Here is a 23884-nt window from a genome sequence, read left to right on the forward strand (position 1 = left end):
AACAGAAACATGCACCACCTGCCCCCGTCAAGCGCCCAAATCGCGAACTTTGCGAAGGGCGAGGCCCGATGAGGACAGTTCCCGCTCAAAAGAAAGGCACTTCATGCCCCGCGATTTCACGAATACCAAGCCGATCCTCGAAGTGCGGGATCTGCAAACCACCTTCGATCTGTCCCGGACGCAGTCGATCAAGGCCGTAGACGGTGTCAGTTTTGACGTCCACCCCGGCGAGACCCTGGCCATCGTCGGAGAGAGCGGATCGGGTAAATCCGTCACCAGCCTGTCGATCATGGGGCTCCTGCCCAAGGATGTCGGGCGGATTTCCGGCGGCAGCATCAAGCTCGGCGGCAACGAAATCTCGAAATACTCCGATGTCGAGATGCGCGACATCCGCGGCAAAGAGATCGGCATGATCTTTCAAGAGCCGATGACCAGCCTCAATCCGGTCCATACGATCGGACAGCAGATCGCGGAAATGGTGATCCGACACGAAGGTCTCAGCAAGGCGCGCGCGCGGGACCGGGCCATTGAGATGCTGAACCTCGTCGGCATCCCCGAACCGAAGAGACGGGTCGACAACTATCCTCACGAGATGTCGGGCGGCATGCGGCAACGCGCGATGATTGCGATGGCGCTATCTTGTGAGCCTCGCATCCTGATCGCGGACGAACCGACGACCGCGCTCGACGTCACGATTCAGGCGCAGATGCTCGAACTGATGCAGGATCTGCAGGAAAAGATTGGCATGGCCATCATCTTCATTACCCACGATCTGGGTGTGGTGGCAGAGATCGCAGACAGGGTGGTGGTCATGTATGCCGCCCAAGTCGTCGAAACCGGCCCGGTCGAAGATATTTTCCGGACGCCGCGGATGCCCTACACCGTCGGTCTGATGAATTCGATCCCGCGGCTTGGTTCGTCGATCAACAAGGTGCGACTGCAGGCGATCCCCGGCTCTGTCCCGGCGCTCAGTGATCTTCCGCAGGGCTGCCGTTTTCATCCACGCTGTGGCTATGCCGCCGATATCTGCCGCGCCGCCCTACCGCCACTCGAACAGGCCGGCGACGGCCACATGATTCGCTGCGCCCGCTGGCGCGAGCTGAACCTGTCCCAAAAGGAAGCGTCATGACTGCCCCATTGACCAAGACCGAGCCGTTGTTGCAGGTCGAAAATCTGCAAAAGCACTTTCCAATTCACGGTGGAGTGCTGCAGCGCCAGATCAATTCGGTGAAGGCCGTCGATGACGTCTCTTTCGTGATTCATCCCGGCGAGGTCGTCGGTCTCGTGGGCGAAAGCGGCTCCGGCAAGACGACTGTCGGGCGCACGATACTGCGCCTCGAAGAGGCGACCGGCGGTGCCGTTCGGTTTGGCGGCACCGACGTGATGGGTCTGAGCAAGTCCGAAATGCGGAGCTATCGCAAGCGGATGCAGATCATCTTTCAGGATCCCTACGCCAGCCTGAACCCGCGCGAAAAGGTGCGCGACGTCCTGACCCATCCGCTCAAGCTGCACGGTATCGGCAAGCCATCGGAATACGATGATCGGGCAGCCGCGTTGCTGCAAAAGGTCGGGCTCTCTCCCGATCATCTGAACCGCTATCCGCACGAATTCTCGGGCGGACAGCGGCAACGTATCGGAATTGCCCGGGCGCTCGCGGTCGAGCCCGAATTCATTGTGGCGGACGAGCCGGTTTCCGCGCTCGACGTCTCGATTCAGGCCCAGGTGATCAATCTGCTCGAAGATCTGAAGAACGATCTCGATCTGACGATGTTGTTCATCGCGCACGATCTCGGCGTGGTCGAGCATATCTGCGACCGGGTCATCGTGATGTATCTGGGCAAGGTGATGGAGATCGCCTCGGCGGCCGACCTCTATGCTCGCCCGAATCACCCTTACACCAAGGCGCTGCTATCCGCAGTTCCGGTCCCCGAACCCGGTCAACGCCGATCGCGCACGATCCTGCGTGGCGACATCCCCAGCCCGATCGACCCGCCCTCGGGCTGCGTCTTCCGGACCCGCTGCCCCATGGCGACAGAGGAATGCGCGCGCGTTGTTCCCAAGCTTCGGGAGATCGGCCCGGGACACGGGAGCGCCTGTATTCACAGCACTTGACCAATGGCGCCGGTCCCGGCCGGCGCTTTTGCCCACCCCGGTGTCAGAGCCGCTTGACAAGTAGAAAACCTACGGTGCATTGTCCACTTATGGATTGTCGACATTCCACAGAACAAAACATACAGATCTCCGTCGGATGTATTGTGTCTGCTGCTTATGTTGATTTCGTTTCGGTTAACCCTCCGAAATCGCTTAGATGGGGAAGCCGTCCGACGGGACGGGCGCCTGCAACAGCCTTGAGGACCTGACGCCGTGAATAATGTGAATTCTGTCGCCCCCGATGACATGCCGCATGACATTGCCCCGATCGAGAACGTTCCCCTGCGGGTTCAAGTGGCGGATCGCTTGCGAACGGCGATCCTCAGCGGTCGGCTGAAGCCGGGGACGAGCCTTGTCGAGACGGCCTTGGCGGATCAAATGAATGTCAGCCGGGCGCCAATACGCGAAGCGATCCAGATTCTCGAAAACGACGGGCTTGTCGAGACCATCGCCTACAAGGGAAAGCGGGTGAAGCCGCTGACCGCCCGCGAAGTCGGTGAAACCTACTCGCTGCGCGAGGTCTTCGAGGTGATGGCCGTGCGCCGCATTCTCGACAACGGGGCGCCCCTCGATCAGCTCCGCAAGCATTGCGACACGATGACCGCAGCCGCCCGCGCCGATGATTTCGAGGCGCTGATTGCGGCGGACGAAGCCTTCCACCACACGCTCATCACGCTGGCAGATCACGATCTGCTGCGGGCGTCCTGGAAAAACCTTTACCTGCGCATTCACCAGATCATGGCTCTGCGCAACCGCGACGAAAGCAACCTCACCGAGATCGCCAGCAACCACCCCCCCATCGTCGACGCCCTCGAAGCCGGCGACACGGAGCGGGCGATTGCGCTGATCTCAGAACACACACGCACGCTCGCCACCTTCGATCCGGTGACGATCGCGCAATCCCTGTGACCGTCTGCGTCTAATTCCAAAAGGGGAACCGGCGTCGACTTCACCAAACGCGGCCTTGGGCTGCACCAAGATTGCCAACGGCCAATTCGATCCATCCAACAGGTGAAAGGAAGTTCAATGCCACGACTAAGAAATCTTCTAACGGCAAGCGCTGCTAGTCTTGCCCTCGCGACGGGAGCGTTGGCGCAAGTCGCAGACGACACCATCGTCGTCGGGATCAGTGCCGATATCAATACGCTCGATCCTTCGGCGATTGCATCACGTGACAACTCCAACATCGCGCGCCATATCTTTGCGACGTTGTTCTCGATGGGCGGCGACGGTGTGGCCCGGCCCGAACTGGCCGAAACGCTGGAAATCTCCGATGACGGGCTGGCCTATGTCTATACCCTCAAGGAAGGGCTCACCTGCCACGACGGAGAGGCGCTGACCGCAGAGGACGCGGCCTATTCGTTCAACCGGGCCGCCGATCCGGCAAATGCCTTCACAGGCAACACGCCCGGCTTCGTCTTCAGCTCGATTGATTTCCAAAGCGCAGAGGCCCTCGACGACCGGCGCGTGCAAATCAACATCGGTGCGAAGAACCCGATTGCCTTCGGTCTGATCGCCGAGGTCTTCATTCACTGCAAGGACAGCTATGAAGCAATGTCGCTCGACGAAGCGACAGGCAACCCGGTCGGCTCCGGTCCCTACAAGCTGGCTGAATGGCGGCGCGGCTCCGAGGTGGTCCTCGAGGCCGTCGAAGGCGCGGATGTGGGCTTCCAGAACATCGTCTGGCGGATCATCCCCGAAGCCTCCACCCGCTCTGCTGAACTGATGGCCGGCAATGTCGACATCATCACCAACGTCGCCCCCGATCAGATGGACGTGATCAACAACAGCGGCGTGGCCGAGGTCAACCCGATTCAGGGCACACGGCGGATGTATGTCGGTTTCAACCTCAGCGACAGCATGGCGATGGAGCCGGGCGGAGACGCGATCCAGGACCCGGCCGTGCGGCGTGCGCTGCAGTATGCGGTCGACGTGCCGACGATCTGCAAGCAGCTGCTCAACTTTGAATGCGAGCGGATGACCGGGATCGTGAACCCGCCGAACGCAAATCCAAACATCGAGCCCTACCCCTACGATCCGGCCAAGGCCGAAGAACTGCTTGATGCGGCCGGTTTGCCACGCGGCGAAGACGGCACACGCTTCTCCATCGCCTTTCAGGCCGGCCAAGGCCGCTACCTGAACGACGCCAACGTTGTGCAGGCGATCGCGCAGTATCTATCCGATGTCGGTCTCGACGTCGATCTGCAGATCATGGAATGGTCCAGCGTCTACATTCCGATCATCCGTGAACGGAACGCCGGCCCGCTCTACTTCATCGGCTCCGGCGGCGCCTTGTGGAGCCCGCTCTACGACATGACCGATCTGGCCGCTGTCGATGCTGGCACCAACTACACCCATTGGGATGACCCACGTTGGTTCGACCGCTGGGCTGACATCGCCGCCGCGACCAGCGAAGAGGAAGTGCGCACAATCGTCGATGAGATGCTCCAGGTCTTCTACGACGATGGCCCTTGGCTGCACCTCTACTTCCAGCCCGACTTCTACGGCGTCAGCAAGCGGGTCGACTGGCAGCCACGTCCCGACGAGAAGGTCTACCTTTTCTCCGCTGACCTGAACTGAGCGCCAACGAACGCAATCATCACAGGGGTCGGGCCGAAAGGTCCGGCCCCTTTTCCATTTCAGAGGGGCGCATCCGCGCACGGGTGCCTGAAATGAGGCGCCCCTCTTGAACTGACCTTATGCCAACAGGCCCCGAGCCCGGTGGCAGGGTCAGAGACCTTTGGTAGCGAAAGTGTGGATCAGAGCGCGGCGGCCATCAGGATTGCGAATTGGGCGAAGCCGGCCATAGCGATGGATATGCCCATAGCGAATTTTCCAACCTCGCGGGATGCCGCCCAATTTTGCCGTCGCAGCGCCGGACTCGCCTGCCAGACGCTTATCGCCACAAGCCCCAAGAGCATGGAGCCGGAGAAGACATAGGCAAAGAGGTTGAGAGATTGCGCCGGTATGAACAGCATCAGACATGACAGCAATTTCACGTCGCCACCGCCAAAAAGCCCGAATGCGAACAGCCCGAATCCAAGGACGAAAACCACCGAAGCGGCAAGTATACGCAAACCGGCCTCTTGAAGTGGGAGAAAAGGGAGCGAAGCTGCGAAAAGTGCAAGTGCCAATAGGCTGAGCGAATTCGGAATTCGCAGGTTGCGCAAATCGCTGTAGGCCGCACAGAACAGGATCGGCAGCATTAGGCCCAGAGGCAATAATGTCGACGGGAGTGTCATACGACGCGCGCTTCTGCGTCGAACCCGGAAATACCAGGCTTGGTCTTGTCCATTAACCTGAACGTCAATTCAGCCAGAGAACTGCACCCCGTCTTCGCATAGATATTGCGCAGATGCGTGCGGCTCGTGGTGCGGGAAATGCCGAACTCCTCCTCGATCGCCTGAACAGAGTACCCCCTGCTAAGCATCAGGCACACACGATACTCGCAGCGGCTGAGCCGTGCCGGGTTCTCCACGCTCAGCAAAGGAAGCTCGGAGAGCTTGTCTCGCTTGGTCTTGAGCGGCGACAGGATGTATTCCGAGAACAGACCGGTCGCGCGTCGACCCCACGTGCGGACAAAAGTTGCCGCCGCGAGATTGAGCAAGGCAAACTGGTTGCCGTCGAGTCTCTGTTCAAAGTGGATCTCCAGGAAGTCCACGGTCTTGCCTTTGATTTCCAACGGGATGACGACCAGTTCCTGCAGGCCGCGGCGTCGCTGGAAATCCCGCAGTGCAGGATCGACCTCGCCGTCCAGCATCGAAGAGAACCACGGTGTTCCCGGCTTGGGCTTCAGGCAATATGGCCCCAGAACAATCGACGCAAAAGAGCGCTCAAGACGATGGCCACGCTTCTGCGAGGTTTCGGTATCCACGATCATGGAGGTGCCGATCCTGCTCGAATTCTCCTGCACACGCGTCAGGCATATGGCGGCACCATCGAGCGCCCCCAGAACTTGGCGAAGGCCCTCGATGAGCGGTATTTGGCCAGACAGACTTTCACACCAACTGGCGATTCCGTCGATAATACTTAGCTCCTGATCTTGCTGCCGGCCATTGGAGTCGGCATCAATTGATCTACTCGGCAATACACTCACGAAATTCACTCCCAACACCAATTGTGCCCGACCTGCAATGGATCAGCGATGTTATTAGTTTCTTAAGCAATTCGTGAATGTGTCAAATCTTTGTCGGAAGTTTGGTTGATTTGACCAGTTTTGCAACTTGAGGGTGTTATCGCATTTGTGCAAGGCCGGCGCGCCACACAACATGTAGTTTCGGCCACTAAACAATACTTCTCGTCACATATTACTGTAGCGAATCACAACAGGGCCAACGGTGATGATTATCAGGGCAGGCAGCATCAACGCCGCCATGACGCCAGACAGTTTCACCGGCAATTTGTTCGCCATCTCCTGCGCCTTCAATTCGCGGTATAGCCGCATTTCCGCGGCATAGGTCGTGAGGGCTTCGGACATGCTGGTGCCGAAGTGAATGGATTGATGCACGACATTGGCAAATGAATTGACGACGTCGACCCCGGTTTTTTCCGCCATGTCGCGCATGGCGTTCTGACGTGGCCGGCCCGCTTGCACTTGCTGCTGCACGGTCAGGAACTCGAACGCGATATCCGGTGCGATCTCGGCCAGCTCATTGCCCACTCGGGTCATCGCGATATCGAATCCCAGGCCGGCCTCGACGGAAATCTGCATTAGGTCCAACGCATTGGGAAAGCTCTCGGTGATCCTCTGCTTGCGTTCGCTGACGCGGCTCCGCAACCAGATCAGTGGCAACCAGTAGCCGATGGCGACAAGAATGCTGAGACTCTGAAAAATGGACATCGACGAATATCCGGCGACCCACGTGACGAAACGCTCTGGAAACAGAAAGCCGAAATTCTGGCTGGCGAACACGATCAACAGCAGCCAAAGGGGCAACACCAGACCGAGCACGATCCGGACAAGCGTGAAATTGCGAAGCGCGTGCGGCCCCGTCCGCCCGGCCTGCGCCAACTCTCGATGGAGCTTTGTGCGTTGGGCCAGATCCTTGGGCAGAAAGGACTTCATGATGCCCTTGGCCTCTTCGGCCGGGGTCTTGAGGATACCGCGATCCTTTCGGGACCGTTTGCGCGCCTCATGGGTCGCGGCCAACCTGACGGAGGCGGGGTCTCTGTGCGTCAGCATGGAGGCAACGCCAACGAACAAGAGCAGGCTGCCGCCCGCTATTCCCGCCAGCAACAGGACCTGAGTCGAGAGCCCGTAGGATTGTGCAAGTGTCTCGATCGAGTTCAACATGTCAGCGCTCCATCAGACTTTGAAATTGACGAGTTTCTGAATTGCCAGAAAGTTGCCGACGGTCAGAAGCACGACGGTAATTGCCAGTGGCCGGAACATTCCGCTCTCCATGACGCCCAGATAGTAGTCGGGGTTGGAGGTCATGACCGAGGCCAGAATGAAGATCGGCAGCAGCGACAAAAAGATGCCGGTCAATCGACCTTCCGCCGAAATCGCCATGATGCGGCGGCGCATCGTGATCCGGCCCCGAACCACGTTCGACAGAACCTGAATGATCCGCGCCAGATCGCCGCCGGTGCCATGCTGGATGCCGACGCTCGCAGACAGATACTGGATATCTTCCAGATTAGTGCGCTTGGCGAAATCGTCGAACGCATCGACGAGATCGTCGCCAAAGCTGATCTGATCGAACATGATCCCGAACTCGGTGCCGATCGGATCGGGCATATCGTGAGCCACCTCCTGGATCGACGTGTTGAGCGGATGCCCGACACGCAGTCCCCGCGCCATGAGGTCGAGCGCGTCAGGAAGCTGCGAGATGAGCAATGTTTCGTGTTTTCTGGCCCGAACGTCCAAGGCGACAATCGGTGCGACGAACCCGATCAACACGGCGGCGACGAGGCCCGCGTAAGGGCCCAAGACGAAACCGGCAAAGATCAGCACAAGGAAACCAAGCGCCGCACAGATGCCGAGAAACATGGCCGGCGACGCGGAGATACCGGCCCGACGCAGGAGTGTCGGCAAACCTCCCAGCAAGGGCATCCGGCTCATCCACCCCCGGCTGTTGTCGGGCTTCAGAATTGCCAGGATCTCTTCGGTCGACGCCCCCGCCGCTATCATCTTCATCCGTCGGCTCTTGGCCTCGTTGAGGTTTTCGCCACGGCTGGCCAATTGCGCAATGCCTGTGAAAATCAGCATGATACCCAGAGCGATCCCGATATAGATCACATAGACGATCTCGGGAGAGGTGCGGAGCTGGTCAAGCATCTCTGTTTCTCCTCGAAATGAAGGCCGACGGGTCGAGATCGACCCCGGCGGCCATGAGTTCGTCGGAACATCTGGGCCGCATGCCCGTCGAAATGAACTCACCAAGGACGGTGCCGTCCTCGGCCTTGCCGGTTTTGCGATACACAAAGATGTCTTGCATGGTGATCACATCGCCTTCCATGCCGGTGATCTCGGAAATGCTCATCACGCGGCGCTTGCCATCCGAAAGCCGCGACAGCTGCACGACGAAATGCAGGCCGGACGCGATCTGCGCACGAACGGCGGATGTCGGAAAATCGACCCCCATCATCGTGACCATCTGCTCGAGGCGACCCAGGGCATCGCGGGCGGTGTTTGCATGGACAGTCGTCATGGAGCCGTCATGGCCCGTGTTCATCGCCTGAAGCATGTCAAACGTCTCGGCGCCCCGAACCTCGCCGACGATGATCCTGTCCGGTCGCATACGCAGGGCATTGCGCACCAGATCTCGCTGGAGCACGGCGCCTGTCCCGCTGGGATTGGGTGGCCGGGTTTCGAGGCGCACGACGTGAGCCTGCTGAAGCTGAAGTTCGGCCGCATCTTCGATCGTTACGATCCGCTCTCGGTCACCGATGTACGAAGACATCGCGTTCAGCATCGTCGTTTTGCCTGACCCCGTACCTCCCGAGATCAGAACATTCATGCGCGCCTCGACCAAGGCAGAGAGGAGCTTCGCGGCCGACTCCGACAAGGCTTCCGACGCCACCAGTTTTTCCATGGTCAGCGGAGATCTCGAGAATTTCCGAATGGACATGGACGGGCCATCGATCGAGCAAGGGCGGATGATGGCGTTGACGCGGCTTCCGTCTTCAAGTCGGGCGTCGACCCATGGCGTGCTCTCGTCGATGCGTCGACCAATGCGGGAAACGATCTTGTCGATAATCCTCAAGAGGTGCTTCTCGTCGCGAAACCGAGTCTTTGAGCGCTCCAGCACACCGTAACGTTCCACGAATACGTTCTTGTGCCCGTTGATCAGAATGTCGTTGATCGTGGGATCGGCCAACAACGGCTCCAACGGCCCCAGCCCCAGAACCTCATCCATCAATTCGCTGACGATCTGCTTGAAATCGTCGGCACGCAGCGGGGTGTTCTCGTCGGTCAGGATCTGGCCGACGAGACCCGAGACCTCGCGCCGCAGCTCTTCGGTTTCGACCTTGTCGATCACCGCCAGGTTGAGGCGATCCAGCAAGGCCTCGTGCAGGCGGCTCTTCAGTTCCAGCCGCTTGGCGAGTTCCTCGTCTTCGTGGGTGTCGATCACCGGCGCGTCGACGCCCAGAGGTGCCGCATCGCTGTTGATCGGGATCACCTTTGGTGATCGTGACGGCTTTTGTTTGTTGAAGCTGGAGAACATTGCAGCATCCTTCTCTAATTGGCAGCGACAGTGGCAGATGCGGCATTCGCCAAATCCAGGGTGAGTGTTTGAGCCAAGGCGGCCACGGCCTTGGTAAAGTGCGAACGTCTGGCGACCTCGGACAGCGGCGCCCCTTGATCGATCGACGCACGGGCGGCCTTTGGATCCGGCGGAAGCCAATGTTTCAACGGACGTTCGAGAACCTTGGCCGCTTCCTTGTGTGCACTCTTGGCAACGAGCGGCTTTCTTTCGCGGTTGATGACCATGTCGATCTGAAGGTTGATCGCGTCTTCGGTGAAGAAATCGATCAGGCGGCGCGATTGCCGGATGCCGGGCACGGAACTGTCCGTGACAAGCAGCAGTCGGTCGGTTTCTTCGAGAACCGGAGCGAGCCATTCCACCAGCGCGCGCGGCAGGTCGATGACGACATAGTCATATTCGGCGCGGAGCAGCTTGACGATCGCGCGGACCTGCTCCGAGGTCAGTCCGTCCAACGGGGCGAAACGCGCCGGAGCGGTCAGAACATCGATGCCGCTCGGGCTCTTCACGATGGATTGGCGCAGAAACGTGATGTCCGGCTTGGTTCCCTCGATGGCGAGGTTGTAGAGCGCATCGCGCGGCTCGACGTCGAGAAAGCTGGCAATCGCGCCAAACTGGAAGTCCATGTCGACGACGACGACACGGTTCTTGGTTTTCTTCTTGAGGACGCCGCTCCGGCCAAGGAACTGGTCGGCGAGGTTGACGGCGATGGTCGTCGCCCCGATGCCGCCGCTGGATTTGGCGATGGTGATCACGCGACCCGCATTGCCGGTATCGCGTTCTTCGGGCACCACGACGAGCTGGTTGGGCTGGGTGATCCGCTTGACCTGATCACGGAACTCCGCATCGTCGAAGGGGAAAATCAACACGTCGTCGACACCCGCATTGGTGAGACGCCGGGCATCGGCCAGCGAAATGGTCTCGGGCGTCATCGCAAGCAGCTTGGTGCTGCGGTCAAGCTCGCGCCGGATCGCCCGCACCGCCCCGATGTCTTCGCTTTCAGAGCCGCTGGTCTGGAAAATGATCAAATCGTTCTCGGCGGCCAATCCGATGGCGGAGCCGTTGATGCCAGCCAGGGTTCCCGGCTGGTTCTTGACAGAGAAATTGCTCAGCCCACCCAGCACACCGTTGATCCGCGACGTGATTTTCTCATCGTCGGAAACGATGGCAACGGATTTGAGCGCGCGTTCGCTCTTGAAGCTTAGAGTCTCGTCCGTGGTCATCCCGCGTCTCCCAATGCTAGGTCTTCAGCCGGCAGCGACATGCTCATCGATGGAAATGGGATTGCTGCGTTGTTGAAGCCGTTTTCGTTTGTGCTGCCGGCCAGTGTGGCAAGTGCGCCAAGCGGCGACGCATATTCGAACTGCAGCCCCGTCACTTCGACGGTGACTACAGGAACGTAGGGGCCGCCAAGAAAGCCGAGCCGGTTGTCGAAAGAGTAGCTGAAGCGAAGATTGTCGATCTCCGCCGTATTCGGCAGCACGTTTCCAATCAGCGCCCATATCTCGCTGGCCGTCGCGTTCTCTGCGCTCCCAACACAGGAGATCGCGCCGACGTCGAGGCAAACATCCGGGCCGGAACTGCACGACAGGCCAAATCGCGGCACGGCAGTGCCCGGATCGGTAGGGCCTCGTACATGGGTCAATGGAACGCCCGCACATGCCGGCGGACGCGTCACTGCAATTCGGGTCGCAAGCTGCATGGCCTTTTCGGCGGCAACATAGCGATATGCCATGCGACCAAAGTCGAGCAGCGCAAAGAAAATTAACAAGAACAACGGCAACGCAATTGCCAGCTCGACAATGGTCGTGCCGCGGTCATCCGCACCAAACCGGCCGACCCGGCGCTTGAGCATGTGCAGCACGGCCCTCATGTCCCAAACACCTTGTTCTGGTCCCGGACCGTGGTCTGGAAAGTGGAATGCGCACCGCCGACGAGCGTATACAGGCTGGCGAACGGAAAACTGATGGACAGATCCGCCGTGACGGCCACGACAGGCGACGGCGAAATCCTGAAGGATCCGGGGGCACAGGTCAGGACAGTCGAGACAGAGACCAGCGCGACGCCGGAGACAAACCGCCCCTGCCCGTCGATGCTTTCACTGATGATATCGGCGAGGTCGTCTTCGAACTGGGTGAGATCGCCGCCGTTGGTGCAAATGTCCAAAGGGGCAATTCTGGCCAGATAGCGCGAAGCATCCCGCACGCCGGACACGGTCGTATGATACGACATCATGATGCGCGCGCTGTCGATGGTGACGGCGAACAGCAAGATCAACAGCGGCAGTATCAATGCGAATTCGACCAGAGCCACGCCCTGTTCGTCTGCGGCGAAGTCCTTGGCCTTTGCCTGCTTCCAGGCGGTCCGCCGCGATCTTGAATGCAGAGGTGCCATCGCGATCACCGGTACAACTGGACGACATCACGAAAGATGCCGTCTTGGTTGCCCACGCCCGCCCCGTCACCGCCCGCGGGCCCGACGACTTCGACGTGGATTTCGAGAGAGGCAGGAGAGGCACCGTCATTGCTGACCGGTTCGGTCAGAAACAGGCGAAAGAATTCCTCGACCGGCACGCCGACTTCGGCCCCGTTGATCGGGTTGGCGGCGCAGTCGATCGCGGCCGCGATCACCAACCGGCGCTCGGGATCATTGCTTTGGTGGCTGGAACACTGGGGGCGTCCGGTTTCGGACAGTCCGCTCAGGATCGGCGCGGAGGAGCCGCCACCGCCCGCGGCCTGAATTTCGGCCAGATAATACTCGTAGCGAGTAAGAGCCAGCGGATGGGGGTCGGTCCCGCCGTAGTTGACGTCGACATAGTTCGCGCGTCCATCGGTCCAGACGCCGTCGCCAAAACGCCCGGTGCAGGTGCCAAGGGCAAAACAATCGTCGCGCGGGATGCCCACGGTGTCAGGTGACACGCTCGGGTTCTGACCGACACAAGCGTTGCCGCCTCCGCCGCCGCCGTTGCCGTTTCCGCCGCCACCGGGGCTGTTGCGGACAAGTCCCTTGATGACGTTCGGCGCGGGAGCATAGAGCGGATTGTTGCGCTCTCCGTTCATGATCGAGCCATACATATCGAAGCGGACGTTGAAGATGGCGTCTTCAATACCAGCCCGCTGGCCCGGCAAGGTATCCACCCCGTTGACGCGAAAACATTGGGTGACGCTCCCGATGGCGCCAATCAGGCAGGCATCCAGCCTGACGCCGCTCAGCCCGGCGCACGGGCCGCCGTTGTCTACGGCAGCTGTGTGCGGATCGAGAAAGCCGAAGTTCCCCGGCCCCCAAGCCGCGCCCTGCCCACCAGCCCGAAGATGGATCATATGCCCGACGTGGTCTTCGGCGGTGTAGGACGAATTGGGCAGGCAAAACATCAGCGGTGTGACGTCGCAGGCGTATTGGGTGTATCCGGCCACGGCGGTGGCATCCACCTCGTTCTGCATCGGATCGGACTGGTTGAGAAACGCAAAGGCCGCAGCAAAGGTCAGATCGACCTCCGCGGAGTTCACGTCGACACGGGCATAGACCGCCTCGTTCGGATCGGTCGTCACAGCAGTCGTCGCAGCCGTGTCGTTGCCGGGCAATGCGCTCAGGAACGTCAGCGTGAAATCGGTCGCACCTTGCAAACTATTGTTGCTGTTGCCGAATGTCTGGCTGTCGGCGATCAGGTTCGCGGCCGCCCTCGCCCGCGTGATGGCATCATCCTTGCCGTCAAGCTCGCCTGCCGCCGCCAAAGCGACAGAGTCGGCATAGGACTGCAATTCAGTCTGAGTGATCGCAACGCGACCCAGATCGAAAGAGAGGGCGATCAGGCCCAGCAACACCGTCAAAGCCATCGCGGCGAAGATCAGAAGGGCTCCGTCCTCGTTGCGACGCAGCTCGGACCATGTCCGTCCCCGCCGTTCGCATGGATATGACGGGCGCTGTGTCACAGATCAGTGTCCAGCACATTCGCGCGGCGCACGACGATCGGAGCGCGGGCCTCCGCCTCCGGCACAGGGGACACATCCTGCAAGAGATCCGCCAGATTGATGGCAACGATCGGAGCGTCCAACTCGGAGGCTTCTGCCCGCAGGCTCAGGCTCAATGTTCCGGCCTGCTGCGCCAGCGCAAGGCGCTGCCCTTCGGTCGGGTCCACCTCGAGCGTGACGGTTCGGGCGATACCCGGCGTGTCCGACCGCTCGTCGCTGTCCTGGTCGACACCGATGACCCGAACGTTCTGCAAAATCGTGACGGCCCGCAGGGAGTCGTTGCGGCCATGTGTCAGCACGACGTCGACAAAGTCGCCCGGCGTGACAAAGCCGCCAACGGCGGTTTCGGCGGCGACCTCGATTGCCATAGCTCGGTGGCCGGCGGCAAGAGATTGGACGATCGTCACCTTCTCACCGAAATCGGACACGCGCGACATCAGCACCAGTTCGCCTTCCGCAATCGCGCGACGAGCGCGGCGCGGGTCTCCCCCGGGTGCCGCGATCAGGTCGTTGAGATCGGTAAAGACCCCTTCAGGAACGGAGCCTCTGGGCCAGTCGATGGTCCGAAGCAACTGGCTCTCTAGGATTTGGCCCAGAGCGATATCGCGTCCGGCGACCACCACGGTGACAAGTGCACCGTCGGCCCCGGCCGAGTTTCTCGCGGACTGCTGCTGCAAATAATCCTGGGCCACGTAGACAGAGCCACCGGCGACAGCAACACCGGAAAGAGCGATTATGAGAGATGCAATTCGCATATTGGTCCTCGACAAAGTTTGGATTCGACTCAGAAAAACTGCCCGGCGTCAACGATCTTGGCCGAGACGGTGTCGCCAAGCGACATCAGTGAAAACGCGCCGACTGTAGTGGCCAGCATTAAAGCGATGCCATATTCGACGAGCGTCACACCCTGTTGATCCCTCAGAAACCGTTTGAATATCGATCTTGTGAAACGCGCCATGACGTTTGCTTTCCGATTTAGTGACGAAACAAATATTCCAAGAAATCGCTTCGTTTTCAAAAGCGCTGAAGACTCTGGATGCCGCCAAATGCAGACACCCAGAGCTTCTGCAGACAGTTTCGCAACCTGCCAGCCAGATCTGTTTCCAGAAGCGACAAGTCAGAGGCGAGACGACAACGCAATTAAGGAGTAGTCTGTAGTACGCCCGAAGCCGAGGTCATTTCATCATCGACATCGTCGGCCAGTGTCGAAAGGGCACCTACGCCGACGGACACAGCCAGAACCAGCGCAATGCCGTACTCGACAAGGGTTACGCCCTTCTCGTCGCGGCGGAACTTGCTCAGCAACTTGGAAAAAGAGTTTGTCATAGTTAACTTCCCATTCTTGATTTGAACGATAGACAGATGGACTGTCTTAGAAATCGCAGGCTCCCCCCACGACATACTCCATCATAATGCGAAGCCCAGGCGCGTACCCTCACCCGGAGAGATGAGAAATTACCGTTAAAGTTGTGAACTTGGTCGAATTCGTCAGAATCAAGGCAAAAGTGTGGCGCGACCTTCCGATGACAGAATCATCGCAAAACCGAATACGTGGCGTTCATTTAATGAATCTTTAATCGAAACGCTCGGCCGCGATTCTGCGCGTACTCTGATCCATTCCACGAGGGCGAGGAACCAATTCTAAATTGGATTTAGGAAAAGCTCTCCAAACTCGGACAGTCCAGCAAATCGGCATTGAGTGGGCGAAGTCAAAGCGCGGTAAATGCGCAATCACCAGCCAGCGTGAGGCCACACCAATCGACACCGCGCAGACGGGCCGTTCCTGCCGGGCGGCAACGCACCTCTTCCGGGCTGTTTGGTCCCAAGAGCGAATGGAATGTATTCACCCGAGCAGCGGCCCGGGTGAATAGGTTGGAATTTCAGGCTGTCTCCACGTGGCGGTGACTCGCCTTTCGGCACCTGCGGATCAGGCCAACCCGAGGGCCGACAACACTGCGTCGGGCCCGGAATAAAGCGTGCTGGCGTCCATCCCGCGGCTTGTACCGTCGATCTCCGCGATCAGGGCCGGAACACCCTGCAATCCGAAAGCCGTCATCAAAGTGCGGGCCTCGGTGGTGCGATTGCGGACCAGATCGAGGAGGGCGGTATCGGGTTCCAGAACACGCGCAGACGCTTCCTTCAGACCGAGCTCTGCCAGCAGGTCTGCGACGACTGCAGAGGAGGTCACATCCTTACCGTCGACATAGCGCGCCGCTTGAATGCGGGCGAGTGCCTCGATCACGCGATCAGGAGCCGTATCGGCCACGGCCGTAACGGCCAGCGTCGCCACCGTGGAATCCAGCGACGCGTCTTCCGCCCCCAGCACATCCCGCCGATAGGCTTGGGTGAATTGCTGACCACTCAGCGCCGCAATCCGCTGATCATTCGCCCAGGCCTGCGCCGCGAAGCTCTTCATCGGTCGCGCACCGCCGCCTGCAAACAGCCCCGTGGCGTGCGGCTTCAGGTCGATATCCGGATGCTTCGAAAGCGTCGCAATGGTCGCAGAGGCCCCATAGCACCAGCCGCAAAGCGGATCGAAAAGGTAATGCAGTGTCTGTGTCATGTCTGTCTCCTTGGACCTCGACATAGTCGCATCCATTGCCGTTTATAAGGCAAACGATTTTGACAGTCCGTATGCTAATGACTAACAGTCATGGCATGTCGAAAACGCACAACCTCAACAGGCTCGCCTATTTCACGGCGGTGGTGGAAACGGGCTCTTTCACCAAAGCCGCTCAACGCCTCGGCGTGACCAAAGCCGTGGTCAGCAGCCAGGTGACGCAGTTGGAGAGCGAACTCAAAGCGACCCTCTTGGTGCGCAACACGCGCAAGGTCAGCGCCACCGAGGCCGGCAAGCTCTTCTACGCGCGCTGCACGTCGATCCTGAACGAGGCGCAACTCGCCTTCAGTGAGATGTCGCAGCTCTCGGAACAGCCGGTTGGGACATTGAGGATGACGGCCCCGAACGACTACGGCACGGCGATCGTGGCCCCACTGGTTGCCGCGTTCAGGCGACAGCACCCCGATTGCCAGGTGGAGCTGTATCTGGGCGACGGCCACAGCGATCTCATGGCGGGAGAGCTCGATCTGGCTATAAGGGTCGGGTGGCTGCGCGACTCGTCCCTATTGGCGCGCAAGGTGCGCGGGTTTCGGCAATTGCTCGTCGGCGCAGGCGCCGATACCGGTCAGTTCGATCACGTCCGGCATCCCGATGACCTCTCTGCCATTCCCTTCGTCGCAAACATGGCCCTGCCTGATCCGCTGCAATGGCTGTTCGAAAATGCGGCAGGGGAAACCGCAACGGTCCAATGGCAGAGCGACCTCTCAATCGACAGCGCCCCCGCGATCATGTCCGCGGTAGGAGAGGGCGCAGGCCTGGCGATCCTGCCGGATTTTCTGGTGCAGGACCATCTGGCAACGGGCACGCTGACCCATGTGCTACCGGACTGGCACCTGCCCGAAGGCGGCATTTACGTGGTTCTTCCTGCCGCGAATTTCCGCACGGCAAAGGTGACGGCATTTACAACGATGCTCCGCCAAGCCGAAAAGGTAAGGGGCCGCGAGTGAGGCATCTTATGACCTGCCCGCTCATCATGGCACAGGTGCGTTTTCGCTCCGGCACTTAATCGCCACTCGCCCGGTTTGCCGTCGAAATGCGGCCTCCAAACCCGCAAACGGATGACAGACCAGCGGCTCCTTCGGCAGCGACCTGACGGCGCGGCGTCAGTCAGTTCCATAATCAGGGCGAGCACCGAAAGTCGCTCCGCCCCCGGCGAAAGCCAAGGTTCCGCCCCGAACGGATATACTGCAGAAACAACGCCCGGCACCGATTCCCTTGGCGGCCGCGCCCGGGTGTGGTGCCCCCAATCGCCTCGCTTGACGACTACGAAATTTTCGCGAAACGTCAGCATCATACATGTCGGTCGAGGAGCCTCAAGGCGATGAACATTCTAGCTATCGCCGAACCACCTGCGCGGTCCTTGGCCCCAACGTCGAGCGGCATTCTCGCCAGCGCACGGCATCCGACAAGACGGGGTGGCATCGGCCTCTCGGCCCGACCCGACACCCCACGCTTTGAGCCGCCAACGCGGCCCAATCCCGACGTGAAGCGGTCCTCGCAAACGCCGAACCGTTGGTGCTGCAGGGAGGACCGGCCGTGAAGTCAGCTCGCAAACCCACACCGTCCTCCCTCGCGGCCGACACACTCGACCTGCTGGAAAGAGTGCTCGATGCGCGGCTACCCCCGGCCTATCGCGACTGGCTGGCAAATCGGAACGGCCAGATGCCCGAAAATCGCCTGATCACATTCGAGAAAGACGGGCGCGAGACGAGCACAATCCTACATTACCTCTATGCCGTGAATTCCGAACACACCTACAACGACCTCTGGCACTATCACTCGAACTACGGTGGAGAACTCCGGCCTTGGTATCTGGCCATCGGAGGAGATGAAGGCGGCAATAGTATCGTGCTGGCGCTGAAAGGGCCGAACCACGGCAAAGTATTTTTCAGCGATCACGAAGTTCCCTTCGATGTCGGGCTGAATGTGATTGCGCCGAGCTTCGAGGCGTTCCTTGCCGGCCTGAAAGCACGATGACATGCGCAAATGCACGTATTTCTACGCGACCTCGCGCGATTTCCTCGCCCTGATGGATCTGGTCGAGGCGGAGGAGAGCTTCGTCTATGCGGTGCACCCGGACATGCATTCCCCCGAAATCCACCTCTACGACCACGCGCGCGCGATACCCGATCCTCTACGCTTGGTCCCGGGCCGCATCCCTCACGACCTTTTCCTCGTGCCGCCGGGCACGGAGGTGAGAGCAGCGTCGTATCGCCATATCTCCGGCACACGGTATTCGCTCCGGCCACCGGAGTTTTCAGCCGCGGTCGTCATTCGACTCTTCGGAGAACATCCGGCTGGCCCGTTGATCCGTTCGCAGTTCTGGGGCCACGGGACGGCGCCGGAAACCCTGCAACTCGAGCGCACCCTGTTCCGGCACATGCGCCGCACGTTCCGGAATGTGAGAGGGCCAAAGCTGGGCGCCGAAGCATACGCCCAGCTTCTCAGCGGCCGGCGTTTGACGTTCGATGTGAAAGCACCGCCAGAACTCGATCTGCGCCCTGATCAAATTGAGCTTCAGCCCGAACACAGCCCGGGTCATCCGCATTGACCGCACGTGGCGCCTCCAACCGCGACCAAGGACGAAGTCAATGTCCGCCCCCCGCCGTGTAGCTGGCCCCGGCCCAAAGCTGGCAGCCACGAGACCGAACCGGACATCCCGCACCGATTTCCCATCCCAACGGGGCTGAACCTTTTTGGACAGAGCAGGCCAGCTTGGCAACTGGTTCAGAGCGCCCGATCAAGCATCGCTTCGACCATGAAACCGACCACGTCCCGGGCTTGGTCCGGTGTCGCGCCGGCGACGTCGATCAACGCGATCAGGGCCTCCATTCCAGTCGACGCCGACAGGCCGCAGACAAGCGTTTCCCTCTGATCGTCACTCAAACCGGTTTCATGCTCCGACAGCGCACGGTGAAACATGCTGACGCGACGACCACCCCGCGTGGCTCCTTTGCTTTCGGCGGTCCATGCCCGCATCGACGCGGCGAGGAACTGGCGGAATTCAGGTTCATGTTCGAAAGCGAGATCAAGGTAATAGAGGCAGATCGCCTTGAGCTTCGAACGCAAATCCGTGGCCCCGCTGACGACGGCCTCGTAAGGCTTTGTCGTGATGTCGAGCACAGCCTCTGCCACCAACAGGTCAGCATCTGAAAAGTAGCGATAGCTGGTTGCCTTGGACACGCCGTTTTCTGCCGCGGCAGCAGCGACGGTGACGGTCTTGCCTTCCGACAGCAGCTTTCGGGCTCCGTCCAGAATCGCCTGACGCGTGCGCGCACGTTGCGCGGATCGACCCTGAATTTTCGGCATTGCGGCTTCCTTGGCTTGTGACTTATGAGACTATTGTCTTATTTTGAGACACGTGTATCATAACGCCGTTGCTATTTCAAACAAGGATCATCAAAATGGAAACTCTGCCGCGCACTTATGACGTTTTGAACATTCTGTTGAAGTTCCACGCCTTTCCGGATGACGTCGACGGAAAGTATTGTCTCGTTGAATGCCTCGTCCCCGTCGGCGCCGGCGCACCGCCAAACCATCATGCCGGTGAGACGGAGGGATTCTTCATCCTCGACGGCCAAGTCGCCTTCAACATCGGCGGTTCGGAACGCATCGCCGGTCCCGGAGATTTCGTGGCGATTCCCGATGGTGAGGTTCATGCATTTCAGGCAATCGGCGAAGGCCCCGCGCGCCTTCTCATTCTGAATGCACCCGGGCACATGCACAAAGCGTTCTTCACCGGGATCGGCAAAGCACTTCCCGACGATCAGACGACATTGCCGACACCATCCGAGCCGGACCTCGGCGCCGTTCTCAAGGTTGCGCAAGCCGCTGGCATGACGATCTCGGCACCGCAATAGTCAGCAGTCTGTACGACACAGCAGGAATACGCCCAGCGATTCCAAACCGAATGTCGGAGCGGTTGCAAGGTCGACGGCTCCGACACCCCAGGCCCGACGGGGAGCAGCTTCGCCGTCCATCATGCGACCTGCATTCGGCTCGAACGACGGAGCAACGCCATGACATTGCCGCCCAAATCGTCAGCGATTCACCGAGGCTCGCCGACCCAGACAAAGCCCCAACCATGCCCGTATTCAAATCCGACCGACGGATCAGCAATCAGGACTTACCGTTTATGTGTTGGAGTAGGAATTTGGTGGAGCCTAGGGGGATCGAACCCCTGACCTCTTGCATGCCATGCAAGCGCTCTCCCAGCTGAGCTAAGGCCCCATCTGCCGCACCATGGCGGCGTATCGTGCGCGGTCTCTAAGCGCGGATCGGGGCGAGATCAAGTGGAAAATCCCGCCACCGGTGCAGTTTTCTTTCCAGCCCTCGTTTGCGGGGCCGGTCACCGACCGAACGTATCAGTCGTCGTCGGTCGCAACGTCCTTCAGGTCGTCGAACGAAACCGTATCGTCATCGTCGTCGTCGTCTTCGAGAACGTCGTCACCCAGATCGACGTCGTCATCGTCGTCGTCATCGTCGAGCAGCAGATCGGTATCGTCGGTCGACGTCTCGGCTGCGGCCTTCTTGCTCTGAGCGTCCTCGGCATCGGCCACCATGGTGCGATTCTTGCCGGTTTCGACAGTTACCACTTCCCCGGTATACGGGCTGATGATCGGATCGGCGTTCAAGTCGTAGAAACGCTTGCCCGTCGTCGGGCAGACGCGCTTGGTTCCCCATTCTTCCTTGGGCATTCTCGTTCCCTTCAATTCCTGTGGCCAATGCGCAGGGCTCTCCCCGGCACCGGCGCTTTCATCGCTCTGACGCAAACTCAAGTCGCGGCCTTGCAGCGGATCAGGGTCCACTGCCATAAGGCTTGGGGCGTGTCAAAGCCATTTGACCGCATTTTTGCGCAGAGAGGCCAAGAGGGGCATATGGGTCAGCACATCCTGCCGGGCAACCCCCCGATCGCGGTCGAAATGAAGCGGTCCACCCGAGCACGACGGTTGTCGCTGCGGGTATCGCGGCTGGACGGACGAGTCACCCTGACCATGCCGCCGCGGCTGGCCGAACGCGAAGGCGTCGCCTTCGTGGCCGAGCGCGAGGCCTGGCTGCGCAAACACCTGTCTGGAATGCAGTCCGAGGTCGTGCCCGCATTCGGAGCGAGCATCCCGTATCGCGGCGAGGATATGGTACTCCGCCCCGGCAACGTCAAAGCCCCCACTCTGGTGGATGGGCAACTGCTCTTGCCGGACGATCCTGCCAAAATCGGCACATTCACCCAAGCGTTCCTGAAAGCGCGGGCGCGCGATGCCTTGGCCGAGGCGTGCGACAGACACAGTTCGGCACTCGGGCGACCCTATGGGCGGCTGACGCTGCGAGATACACGGTCGCGTTGGGGTTCCTGCACCGCTAAAGGCGACCTGATGTTTTCGTGGCGGCTGATCATGGCCCCTGCCCCGATCCTCGACTACGTCGCCGCCCACGAAGTTGCGCATCTGGCCGAAATGAACCACTCGGCCGCCTTCTGGGCCACCTGTGCGCGGCTGTTCCCGCCCTATCAAGAGGCCCGGCGCTGGCTCAAGCAGCATGGCGAGACGCTGCACAGGGTCCGCTTCGGGAGCTAGGGCGGCGCGAGCCGGATTGACGGAGGGCCAATTCGTGATCACATTCGCGCCATGATGATATCACCCCGCCCCGTCGACCTTACCGGCGCCGCCCACGAACGGGTCTACCGTGCGCTGCGAACGCAGATCATGCACGGTGAATTGCCACCCGGAGAATCGCTGACACTCAGGGGAATCGGCAAGCAATTCGAAGTCTCGATGACGCCCGCGCGGGAGGCGGTGCGCCGCTTGGTCGCCGAAGGCGCACTGACGTTGTCGTCTTCGGGCCGAGTGTCCACGCCAGAGCTTTCAAACGACCGGATCGAAGAACTCGCTGCGCTCCGCGCCCTGCTGGAGCCCGAGCTCGCCACGCGGGCCCTGCCCCGCGCGCACCTCGCGCTGATCGACAGGCTGGAGGCGATCAATCACGGCGTCAGCCAGATGGTCGCGCGACAAGACGCGACGGGCTACATCCGGATGAATCTCGAATTCCACAGAACGCTCTACCTGCGGGCTCAGGCGCCGGCGATCCTGGCGATGGCGGAAACGGTCTGGCTGCAACTGGGGCCGACGATGGCAGCACTCTATGCGCGGCTGAATCGCACCGAGCCACCGCACAATCACAAACTGATCCTCGCCGCACTCAAGGCGGGCGATGACCCCGGCCTGCGCCTGGCCGTGCGCACCGACGCCATTCAGGGCCTCCGGATGCTGCGCAACTGATGCGGACCGGGCGGATCATTCATACCGTGTCAGCCCATGCAGAGGGCGAGGTCGGCGACGTTATCGTCGGTGGTGTCAGTCCGCCCCCGGGCCAGACCCTGTGGGAGATGCGCCACCACATTGCTCAGGACGGAGCCCTGAGGCGACTGATGCTCAATGAACCGCGCGGCGGGGTGTTTCGGCACGTGAACCTGCTGGTCCCGCCCAAGGATCCGCGCGCCGATGCGGCCTTCATCATCATGGAGCCGGAAGACACGCCGCCGATGTCCGGCTCGAATTCCATCTGCGTCGCCACTGTGCTGCTCGACACCGGAATTTTGCCGATGACGGAGCCGGTGACGGAAATCACCCTCGAAGCACCGGGCGGGCTGGTCAGGGTGCGGGCCGATTGCGCCGACGGCAAGGCAGAGCGGATCACCGTAGAGAACCTGCCCTCCTTTGCCGGGCATCTCGACACGGAGCTGACCGTGCCGGGTCTCGGAACGATCATGGTGGACACCGCCTTCGGCGGCGACAGCTTCGTCGTGGTCGACGCGGCTGCGCTCGGCATCGACATTCACGCCGACAATGCCCACCAAATCGCCCGGCTCGGCGTGCAGATCACCGCCGCCGCACAGGACCAGCTGGGGTTCAGCCATCCCACCCTGCCCGATTGGAGGCACATCTCCTTCTGCCTCTTTGCCGGGGCGCTGAGCGAAACGGCCGAAGGGTTCGAAGCCAGCTCGGCCGTCGCGATCCGACCGGGCAAGGTCGACCGTTCCCCGACAGGCACGGCGGTGTCCGCTCGTATGGCGCTGCTGCACGCGCGGAGGCAAATGGAGGTGGGCCAGACGTTCGTCGCCACCTCGATCATCGGGTCGCGGTTCACCGGACAGATCGTCGGCACCACCGATCTGAACGGCACTCCCGCCATCGTCCCGCGGATCAGCGGGCGGGCTTGGGTCACCGGAACGCATCAGCACATGGTCGACCCGTCCGACCCGTGGCAGGAAGGCTACAGGTTGTCGGACACCTGGGGCGCGCGCTAACACTTTCAAATGCCGCCCGAATCTCGCTGATTGCCCATCAAAACAGCGCCAATTTCAGGGCAATCGCACATTTTCGTGGAAATCGACACGGCCGTGGCGGATCGCGTTCCACCCTCTTCTCAAGGTTGATAATGTC

Annotated in this window: 26 protein-coding genes and 1 tRNA gene; 11 read left to right on the top strand and 16 right to left on the bottom strand. The window is 60.6% G+C overall.

The window, feature by feature from the left end; translation table 11 throughout:
* The first annotated feature begins 103 nt into the window (after positions 1 to 103).
* The 4 genes from LOM8899_RS01170 to LOM8899_RS01185 all read left to right on the top strand — a co-directional run bounded on the left by LOM8899_RS01170 (position 104) and on the right by LOM8899_RS01185 (position 4731).
* Positions 104 to 1129 (top strand): ABC transporter ATP-binding protein, encoded by a 1026-nt coding sequence (locus LOM8899_RS01170; RefSeq protein WP_093990331.1) that lies wholly within the window; start codon positions 104 to 106, stop codon positions 1127 to 1129.
* The gene (locus LOM8899_RS01175) at positions 1126 to 2112 is read left to right on the top strand and encodes an ABC transporter ATP-binding protein (RefSeq protein WP_093990332.1); all 987 of its coding nucleotides are present in this window, start codon (positions 1126 to 1128) and stop codon (positions 2110 to 2112) included. The genes LOM8899_RS01170 and LOM8899_RS01175 overlap by 4 nt, the downstream gene beginning before the upstream one ends.
* Before the next feature lie 252 nt (positions 2113 to 2364).
* Positions 2365 to 3060: a GntR family transcriptional regulator gene (locus LOM8899_RS01180; protein ID WP_245820402.1), complete on the top strand. Its 696-nt coding sequence runs from the start codon at positions 2365 to 2367 to the stop codon at positions 3058 to 3060.
* A gap of 117 nt (positions 3061 to 3177) precedes the next feature.
* Positions 3178 to 4731, top strand: coding sequence for an ABC transporter substrate-binding protein (locus LOM8899_RS01185; protein ID WP_093990334.1), 1554 nt, complete (start codon positions 3178 to 3180; stop codon positions 4729 to 4731).
* A 179-nt stretch (positions 4732 to 4910) separates the two neighbouring features.
* Here the strand turns inward: LOM8899_RS01185 and LOM8899_RS01190 are convergent, their stop codons facing one another.
* The 13 genes from LOM8899_RS01190 to LOM8899_RS01245 form a co-directional block, all read right to left on the bottom strand.
* On the bottom strand, positions 4911 to 5393 hold the full coding sequence (locus LOM8899_RS01190) for a prepilin peptidase (RefSeq protein ID WP_093990335.1): 483 nt from the start codon (positions 5391 to 5393) through the stop codon (positions 4911 to 4913).
* A complete protein-coding gene (locus tag LOM8899_RS01195) occupies positions 5390 to 6256 on the bottom strand; it encodes a helix-turn-helix transcriptional regulator (protein WP_133064956.1) in 867 nt (288 codons plus the stop codon). The genes LOM8899_RS01190 and LOM8899_RS01195 overlap by 4 nt, the downstream gene beginning before the upstream one ends.
* Before the next feature lie 195 nt (positions 6257 to 6451).
* The gene (locus LOM8899_RS01200; protein ID WP_093990337.1) at positions 6452 to 7444 is read right to left on the bottom strand and encodes a type II secretion system F family protein; all 993 of its coding nucleotides are present in this window, start codon (positions 7442 to 7444) and stop codon (positions 6452 to 6454) included.
* A gap of 12 nt (positions 7445 to 7456) precedes the next feature.
* Positions 7457 to 8431: a type II secretion system F family protein gene (locus tag LOM8899_RS01205; RefSeq protein ID WP_093990338.1), complete on the bottom strand. Its 975-nt coding sequence runs from the start codon at positions 8429 to 8431 to the stop codon at positions 7457 to 7459.
* The gene (locus tag LOM8899_RS01210; RefSeq protein WP_093990339.1) at positions 8424 to 9821 is read right to left on the bottom strand and encodes a TadA family conjugal transfer-associated ATPase; all 1398 of its coding nucleotides are present in this window, start codon (positions 9819 to 9821) and stop codon (positions 8424 to 8426) included. The genes LOM8899_RS01205 and LOM8899_RS01210 overlap by 8 nt, the downstream gene beginning before the upstream one ends.
* A gap of 14 nt (positions 9822 to 9835) precedes the next feature.
* Positions 9836 to 11083, bottom strand: coding sequence for a CpaE/TadZ family protein (locus LOM8899_RS01215; RefSeq protein WP_093990340.1), 1248 nt, complete (start codon positions 11081 to 11083; stop codon positions 9836 to 9838).
* Complete coding sequence (locus LOM8899_RS01220; RefSeq protein WP_093990341.1) at positions 11080 to 11733, bottom strand: TadE/TadG family type IV pilus assembly protein; 654 nt, start codon at positions 11731 to 11733, stop codon at positions 11080 to 11082. Before LOM8899_RS01220 ends, LOM8899_RS01215 begins: the two co-directional genes overlap by 4 nt.
* Entirely contained in the window at positions 11730 to 12254 is a 525-nt protein-coding gene (locus LOM8899_RS01225) for a TadE/TadG family type IV pilus assembly protein (protein ID WP_093991349.1), read from the bottom strand. The genes LOM8899_RS01220 and LOM8899_RS01225 overlap by 4 nt, the downstream gene beginning before the upstream one ends.
* A 5-nt stretch (positions 12255 to 12259) precedes the next feature.
* Complete coding sequence (locus LOM8899_RS01230) at positions 12260 to 13789, bottom strand: TadE/TadG family type IV pilus assembly protein (protein ID WP_245820403.1); 1530 nt, start codon at positions 13787 to 13789, stop codon at positions 12260 to 12262.
* A complete protein-coding gene (cpaB, locus tag LOM8899_RS01235) occupies positions 13786 to 14583 on the bottom strand; it encodes a Flp pilus assembly protein CpaB (protein ID WP_093990342.1) in 798 nt (265 codons plus the stop codon). Before cpaB ends, LOM8899_RS01230 begins: the two co-directional genes overlap by 4 nt.
* Positions 14584 to 14612: 29 nt before the next feature.
* Positions 14613 to 14786, bottom strand: a complete 174-nt coding sequence (locus tag LOM8899_RS23320) for a Flp family type IVb pilin (RefSeq protein ID WP_110521973.1) — start codon at positions 14784 to 14786, stop codon at positions 14613 to 14615.
* 182 nt (positions 14787 to 14968) lie between these two features.
* Positions 14969 to 15154 carry a Flp family type IVb pilin gene (locus LOM8899_RS01240; protein ID WP_133064957.1) on the bottom strand — a complete coding sequence of 62 codons (186 nt, stop codon included), beginning with the start codon at positions 15152 to 15154 and terminating at the stop codon, positions 14969 to 14971.
* A 601-nt stretch (positions 15155 to 15755) separates the two neighbouring features.
* Positions 15756 to 16391, bottom strand: a complete 636-nt coding sequence (locus tag LOM8899_RS01245; protein ID WP_093991351.1) for a DsbA family protein — start codon at positions 16389 to 16391, stop codon at positions 15756 to 15758.
* Positions 16392 to 16486: 95 nt separating this feature from the next.
* Between LOM8899_RS01245 and LOM8899_RS01250 the strand changes: the two genes are divergently transcribed.
* The 3 genes from LOM8899_RS01250 to LOM8899_RS01260 all read left to right on the top strand — a co-directional run bounded on the left by LOM8899_RS01250 (position 16487) and on the right by LOM8899_RS01260 (position 18999).
* Complete coding sequence (locus LOM8899_RS01250) at positions 16487 to 17395, top strand: LysR family transcriptional regulator (protein WP_093990344.1); 909 nt, start codon at positions 16487 to 16489, stop codon at positions 17393 to 17395.
* Between the two features lie 589 nt (positions 17396 to 17984).
* A complete protein-coding gene (locus LOM8899_RS01255; protein ID WP_168770438.1) occupies positions 17985 to 18425 on the top strand; it encodes an SMI1/KNR4 family protein in 441 nt (146 codons plus the stop codon).
* Between the two features lies 1 nt (position 18426).
* Positions 18427 to 18999 carry a hypothetical protein gene (locus LOM8899_RS01260; protein ID WP_093990346.1) on the top strand — a complete coding sequence of 191 codons (573 nt, stop codon included), beginning with the start codon at positions 18427 to 18429 and terminating at the stop codon, positions 18997 to 18999.
* A gap of 176 nt (positions 19000 to 19175) precedes the next feature.
* Here LOM8899_RS01260 and LOM8899_RS01265 read toward each other — a convergent pair whose 3' ends face one another.
* Positions 19176 to 19757 carry a TetR/AcrR family transcriptional regulator gene (locus LOM8899_RS01265; protein ID WP_093990347.1) on the bottom strand — a complete coding sequence of 194 codons (582 nt, stop codon included), beginning with the start codon at positions 19755 to 19757 and terminating at the stop codon, positions 19176 to 19178.
* Between the two features lie 95 nt (positions 19758 to 19852).
* Between LOM8899_RS01265 and LOM8899_RS01270 the strand changes: the two genes are divergently transcribed.
* Positions 19853 to 20308 carry a cupin domain-containing protein gene (locus LOM8899_RS01270; RefSeq protein WP_093990348.1) on the top strand — a complete coding sequence of 152 codons (456 nt, stop codon included), beginning with the start codon at positions 19853 to 19855 and terminating at the stop codon, positions 20306 to 20308.
* 294 nt (positions 20309 to 20602) lie between these two features.
* Here the strand turns inward: LOM8899_RS01270 and LOM8899_RS01275 are convergent.
* Together LOM8899_RS01275 and LOM8899_RS01280 are read right to left on the bottom strand one after the other, a co-directional pair.
* A tRNA-Ala gene (locus tag LOM8899_RS01275) sits at positions 20603 to 20678 on the bottom strand.
* A 134-nt stretch (positions 20679 to 20812) separates the two neighbouring features.
* Entirely contained in the window at positions 20813 to 21145 is a 333-nt protein-coding gene (locus tag LOM8899_RS01280; RefSeq protein WP_093991352.1) for a TIGR02300 family protein, read from the bottom strand.
* A gap of 180 nt (positions 21146 to 21325) precedes the next feature.
* Here LOM8899_RS01280 and LOM8899_RS01285 point away from each other — a divergent pair, with 180 nt between their 5' ends.
* From LOM8899_RS01285 to LOM8899_RS01295, 3 genes are read left to right on the top strand one after another with little or no spacing between them, the layout of a single operon-like run.
* Positions 21326 to 22018 (top strand): M48 family metallopeptidase, encoded by a 693-nt coding sequence (locus LOM8899_RS01285; protein ID WP_093990349.1) that lies wholly within the window; start codon positions 21326 to 21328, stop codon positions 22016 to 22018.
* A 51-nt stretch (positions 22019 to 22069) separates the two neighbouring features.
* Positions 22070 to 22720 (top strand): GntR family transcriptional regulator, encoded by a 651-nt coding sequence (locus tag LOM8899_RS01290; protein ID WP_093990350.1) that lies wholly within the window; start codon positions 22070 to 22072, stop codon positions 22718 to 22720.
* Positions 22720 to 23748 (top strand): trans-3-hydroxy-L-proline dehydratase, encoded by a 1029-nt coding sequence (locus LOM8899_RS01295; protein WP_093990351.1) that lies wholly within the window; start codon positions 22720 to 22722, stop codon positions 23746 to 23748. The genes LOM8899_RS01290 and LOM8899_RS01295 overlap by 1 nt, the downstream gene beginning before the upstream one ends.
* The last annotated feature ends 136 nt before the right edge of the window (positions 23749 to 23884 follow it).

It is taken from the genome of Flavimaricola marinus, from assembly GCF_900184895.1.
GTDB classification, from domain to species: Bacteria; Pseudomonadota; Alphaproteobacteria; order Rhodobacterales; family Rhodobacteraceae; genus Flavimaricola; species Flavimaricola marinus.

Coding starts and splice junctions, on each gene's coding strand:
- LOM8899_RS01170 (WP_093990331.1), top strand. CDS start 104: ATGCCCCGCGATTTCACGAATACCAAGCCGATCCTCGAAGTGCGGGAT.
- LOM8899_RS01175 (WP_093990332.1), top strand. CDS start 1,126: ATGACTGCCCCATTGACCAAGACCGAGCCGTTGTTGCAGGTCGAAAAT.
- LOM8899_RS01185 (WP_093990334.1), top strand. CDS start 3,178: ATGCCACGACTAAGAAATCTTCTAACGGCAAGCGCTGCTAGTCTTGCC.
- LOM8899_RS01190 (WP_093990335.1), bottom strand. CDS start 5,393: ATGACACTCCCGTCGACATTATTGCCTCTGGGCCTAATGCTGCCGATC.
- LOM8899_RS01200 (WP_093990337.1), bottom strand. CDS start 7,444: ATGTTGAACTCGATCGAGACACTTGCACAATCCTACGGGCTCTCGACT.
- LOM8899_RS01205 (WP_093990338.1), bottom strand. CDS start 8,431: ATGCTTGACCAGCTCCGCACCTCTCCCGAGATCGTCTATGTGATCTAT.
- LOM8899_RS01210 (WP_093990339.1), bottom strand. CDS start 9,821: ATGTTCTCCAGCTTCAACAAACAAAAGCCGTCACGATCACCAAAGGTG.
- LOM8899_RS01215 (WP_093990340.1), bottom strand. CDS start 11,083: ATGACCACGGACGAGACTCTAAGCTTCAAGAGCGAACGCGCGCTCAAA.
- LOM8899_RS01220 (WP_093990341.1), bottom strand. CDS start 11,733: ATGAGGGCCGTGCTGCACATGCTCAAGCGCCGGGTCGGCCGGTTTGGT.
- LOM8899_RS01225 (WP_093991349.1), bottom strand. CDS start 12,254: ATGGCACCTCTGCATTCAAGATCGCGGCGGACCGCCTGGAAGCAGGCA.
- cpaB (WP_093990342.1), bottom strand. CDS start 14,583: ATGCGAATTGCATCTCTCATAATCGCTCTTTCCGGTGTTGCTGTCGCC.
- LOM8899_RS23320 (WP_110521973.1), bottom strand. CDS start 14,786: ATGGCGCGTTTCACAAGATCGATATTCAAACGGTTTCTGAGGGATCAA.
- LOM8899_RS01240 (WP_133064957.1), bottom strand. CDS start 15,154: ATGACAAACTCTTTTTCCAAGTTGCTGAGCAAGTTCCGCCGCGACGAG.
- LOM8899_RS01245 (WP_093991351.1), bottom strand. CDS start 16,391: ATGACACAGACACTGCATTACCTTTTCGATCCGCTTTGCGGCTGGTGC.
- LOM8899_RS01250 (WP_093990344.1), top strand. CDS start 16,487: ATGTCGAAAACGCACAACCTCAACAGGCTCGCCTATTTCACGGCGGTG.
- LOM8899_RS01260 (WP_093990346.1), top strand. CDS start 18,427: ATGCGCAAATGCACGTATTTCTACGCGACCTCGCGCGATTTCCTCGCC.
- LOM8899_RS01265 (WP_093990347.1), bottom strand. CDS start 19,757: ATGCCGAAAATTCAGGGTCGATCCGCGCAACGTGCGCGCACGCGTCAG.
- LOM8899_RS01270 (WP_093990348.1), top strand. CDS start 19,853: ATGGAAACTCTGCCGCGCACTTATGACGTTTTGAACATTCTGTTGAAG.
- LOM8899_RS01280 (WP_093991352.1), bottom strand. CDS start 21,145: ATGCCCAAGGAAGAATGGGGAACCAAGCGCGTCTGCCCGACGACGGGC.
- LOM8899_RS01285 (WP_093990349.1), top strand. CDS start 21,326: ATGGGTCAGCACATCCTGCCGGGCAACCCCCCGATCGCGGTCGAAATG.
- LOM8899_RS01290 (WP_093990350.1), top strand. CDS start 22,070: ATGATGATATCACCCCGCCCCGTCGACCTTACCGGCGCCGCCCACGAA.
- LOM8899_RS01295 (WP_093990351.1), top strand. CDS start 22,720: ATGCGGACCGGGCGGATCATTCATACCGTGTCAGCCCATGCAGAGGGC.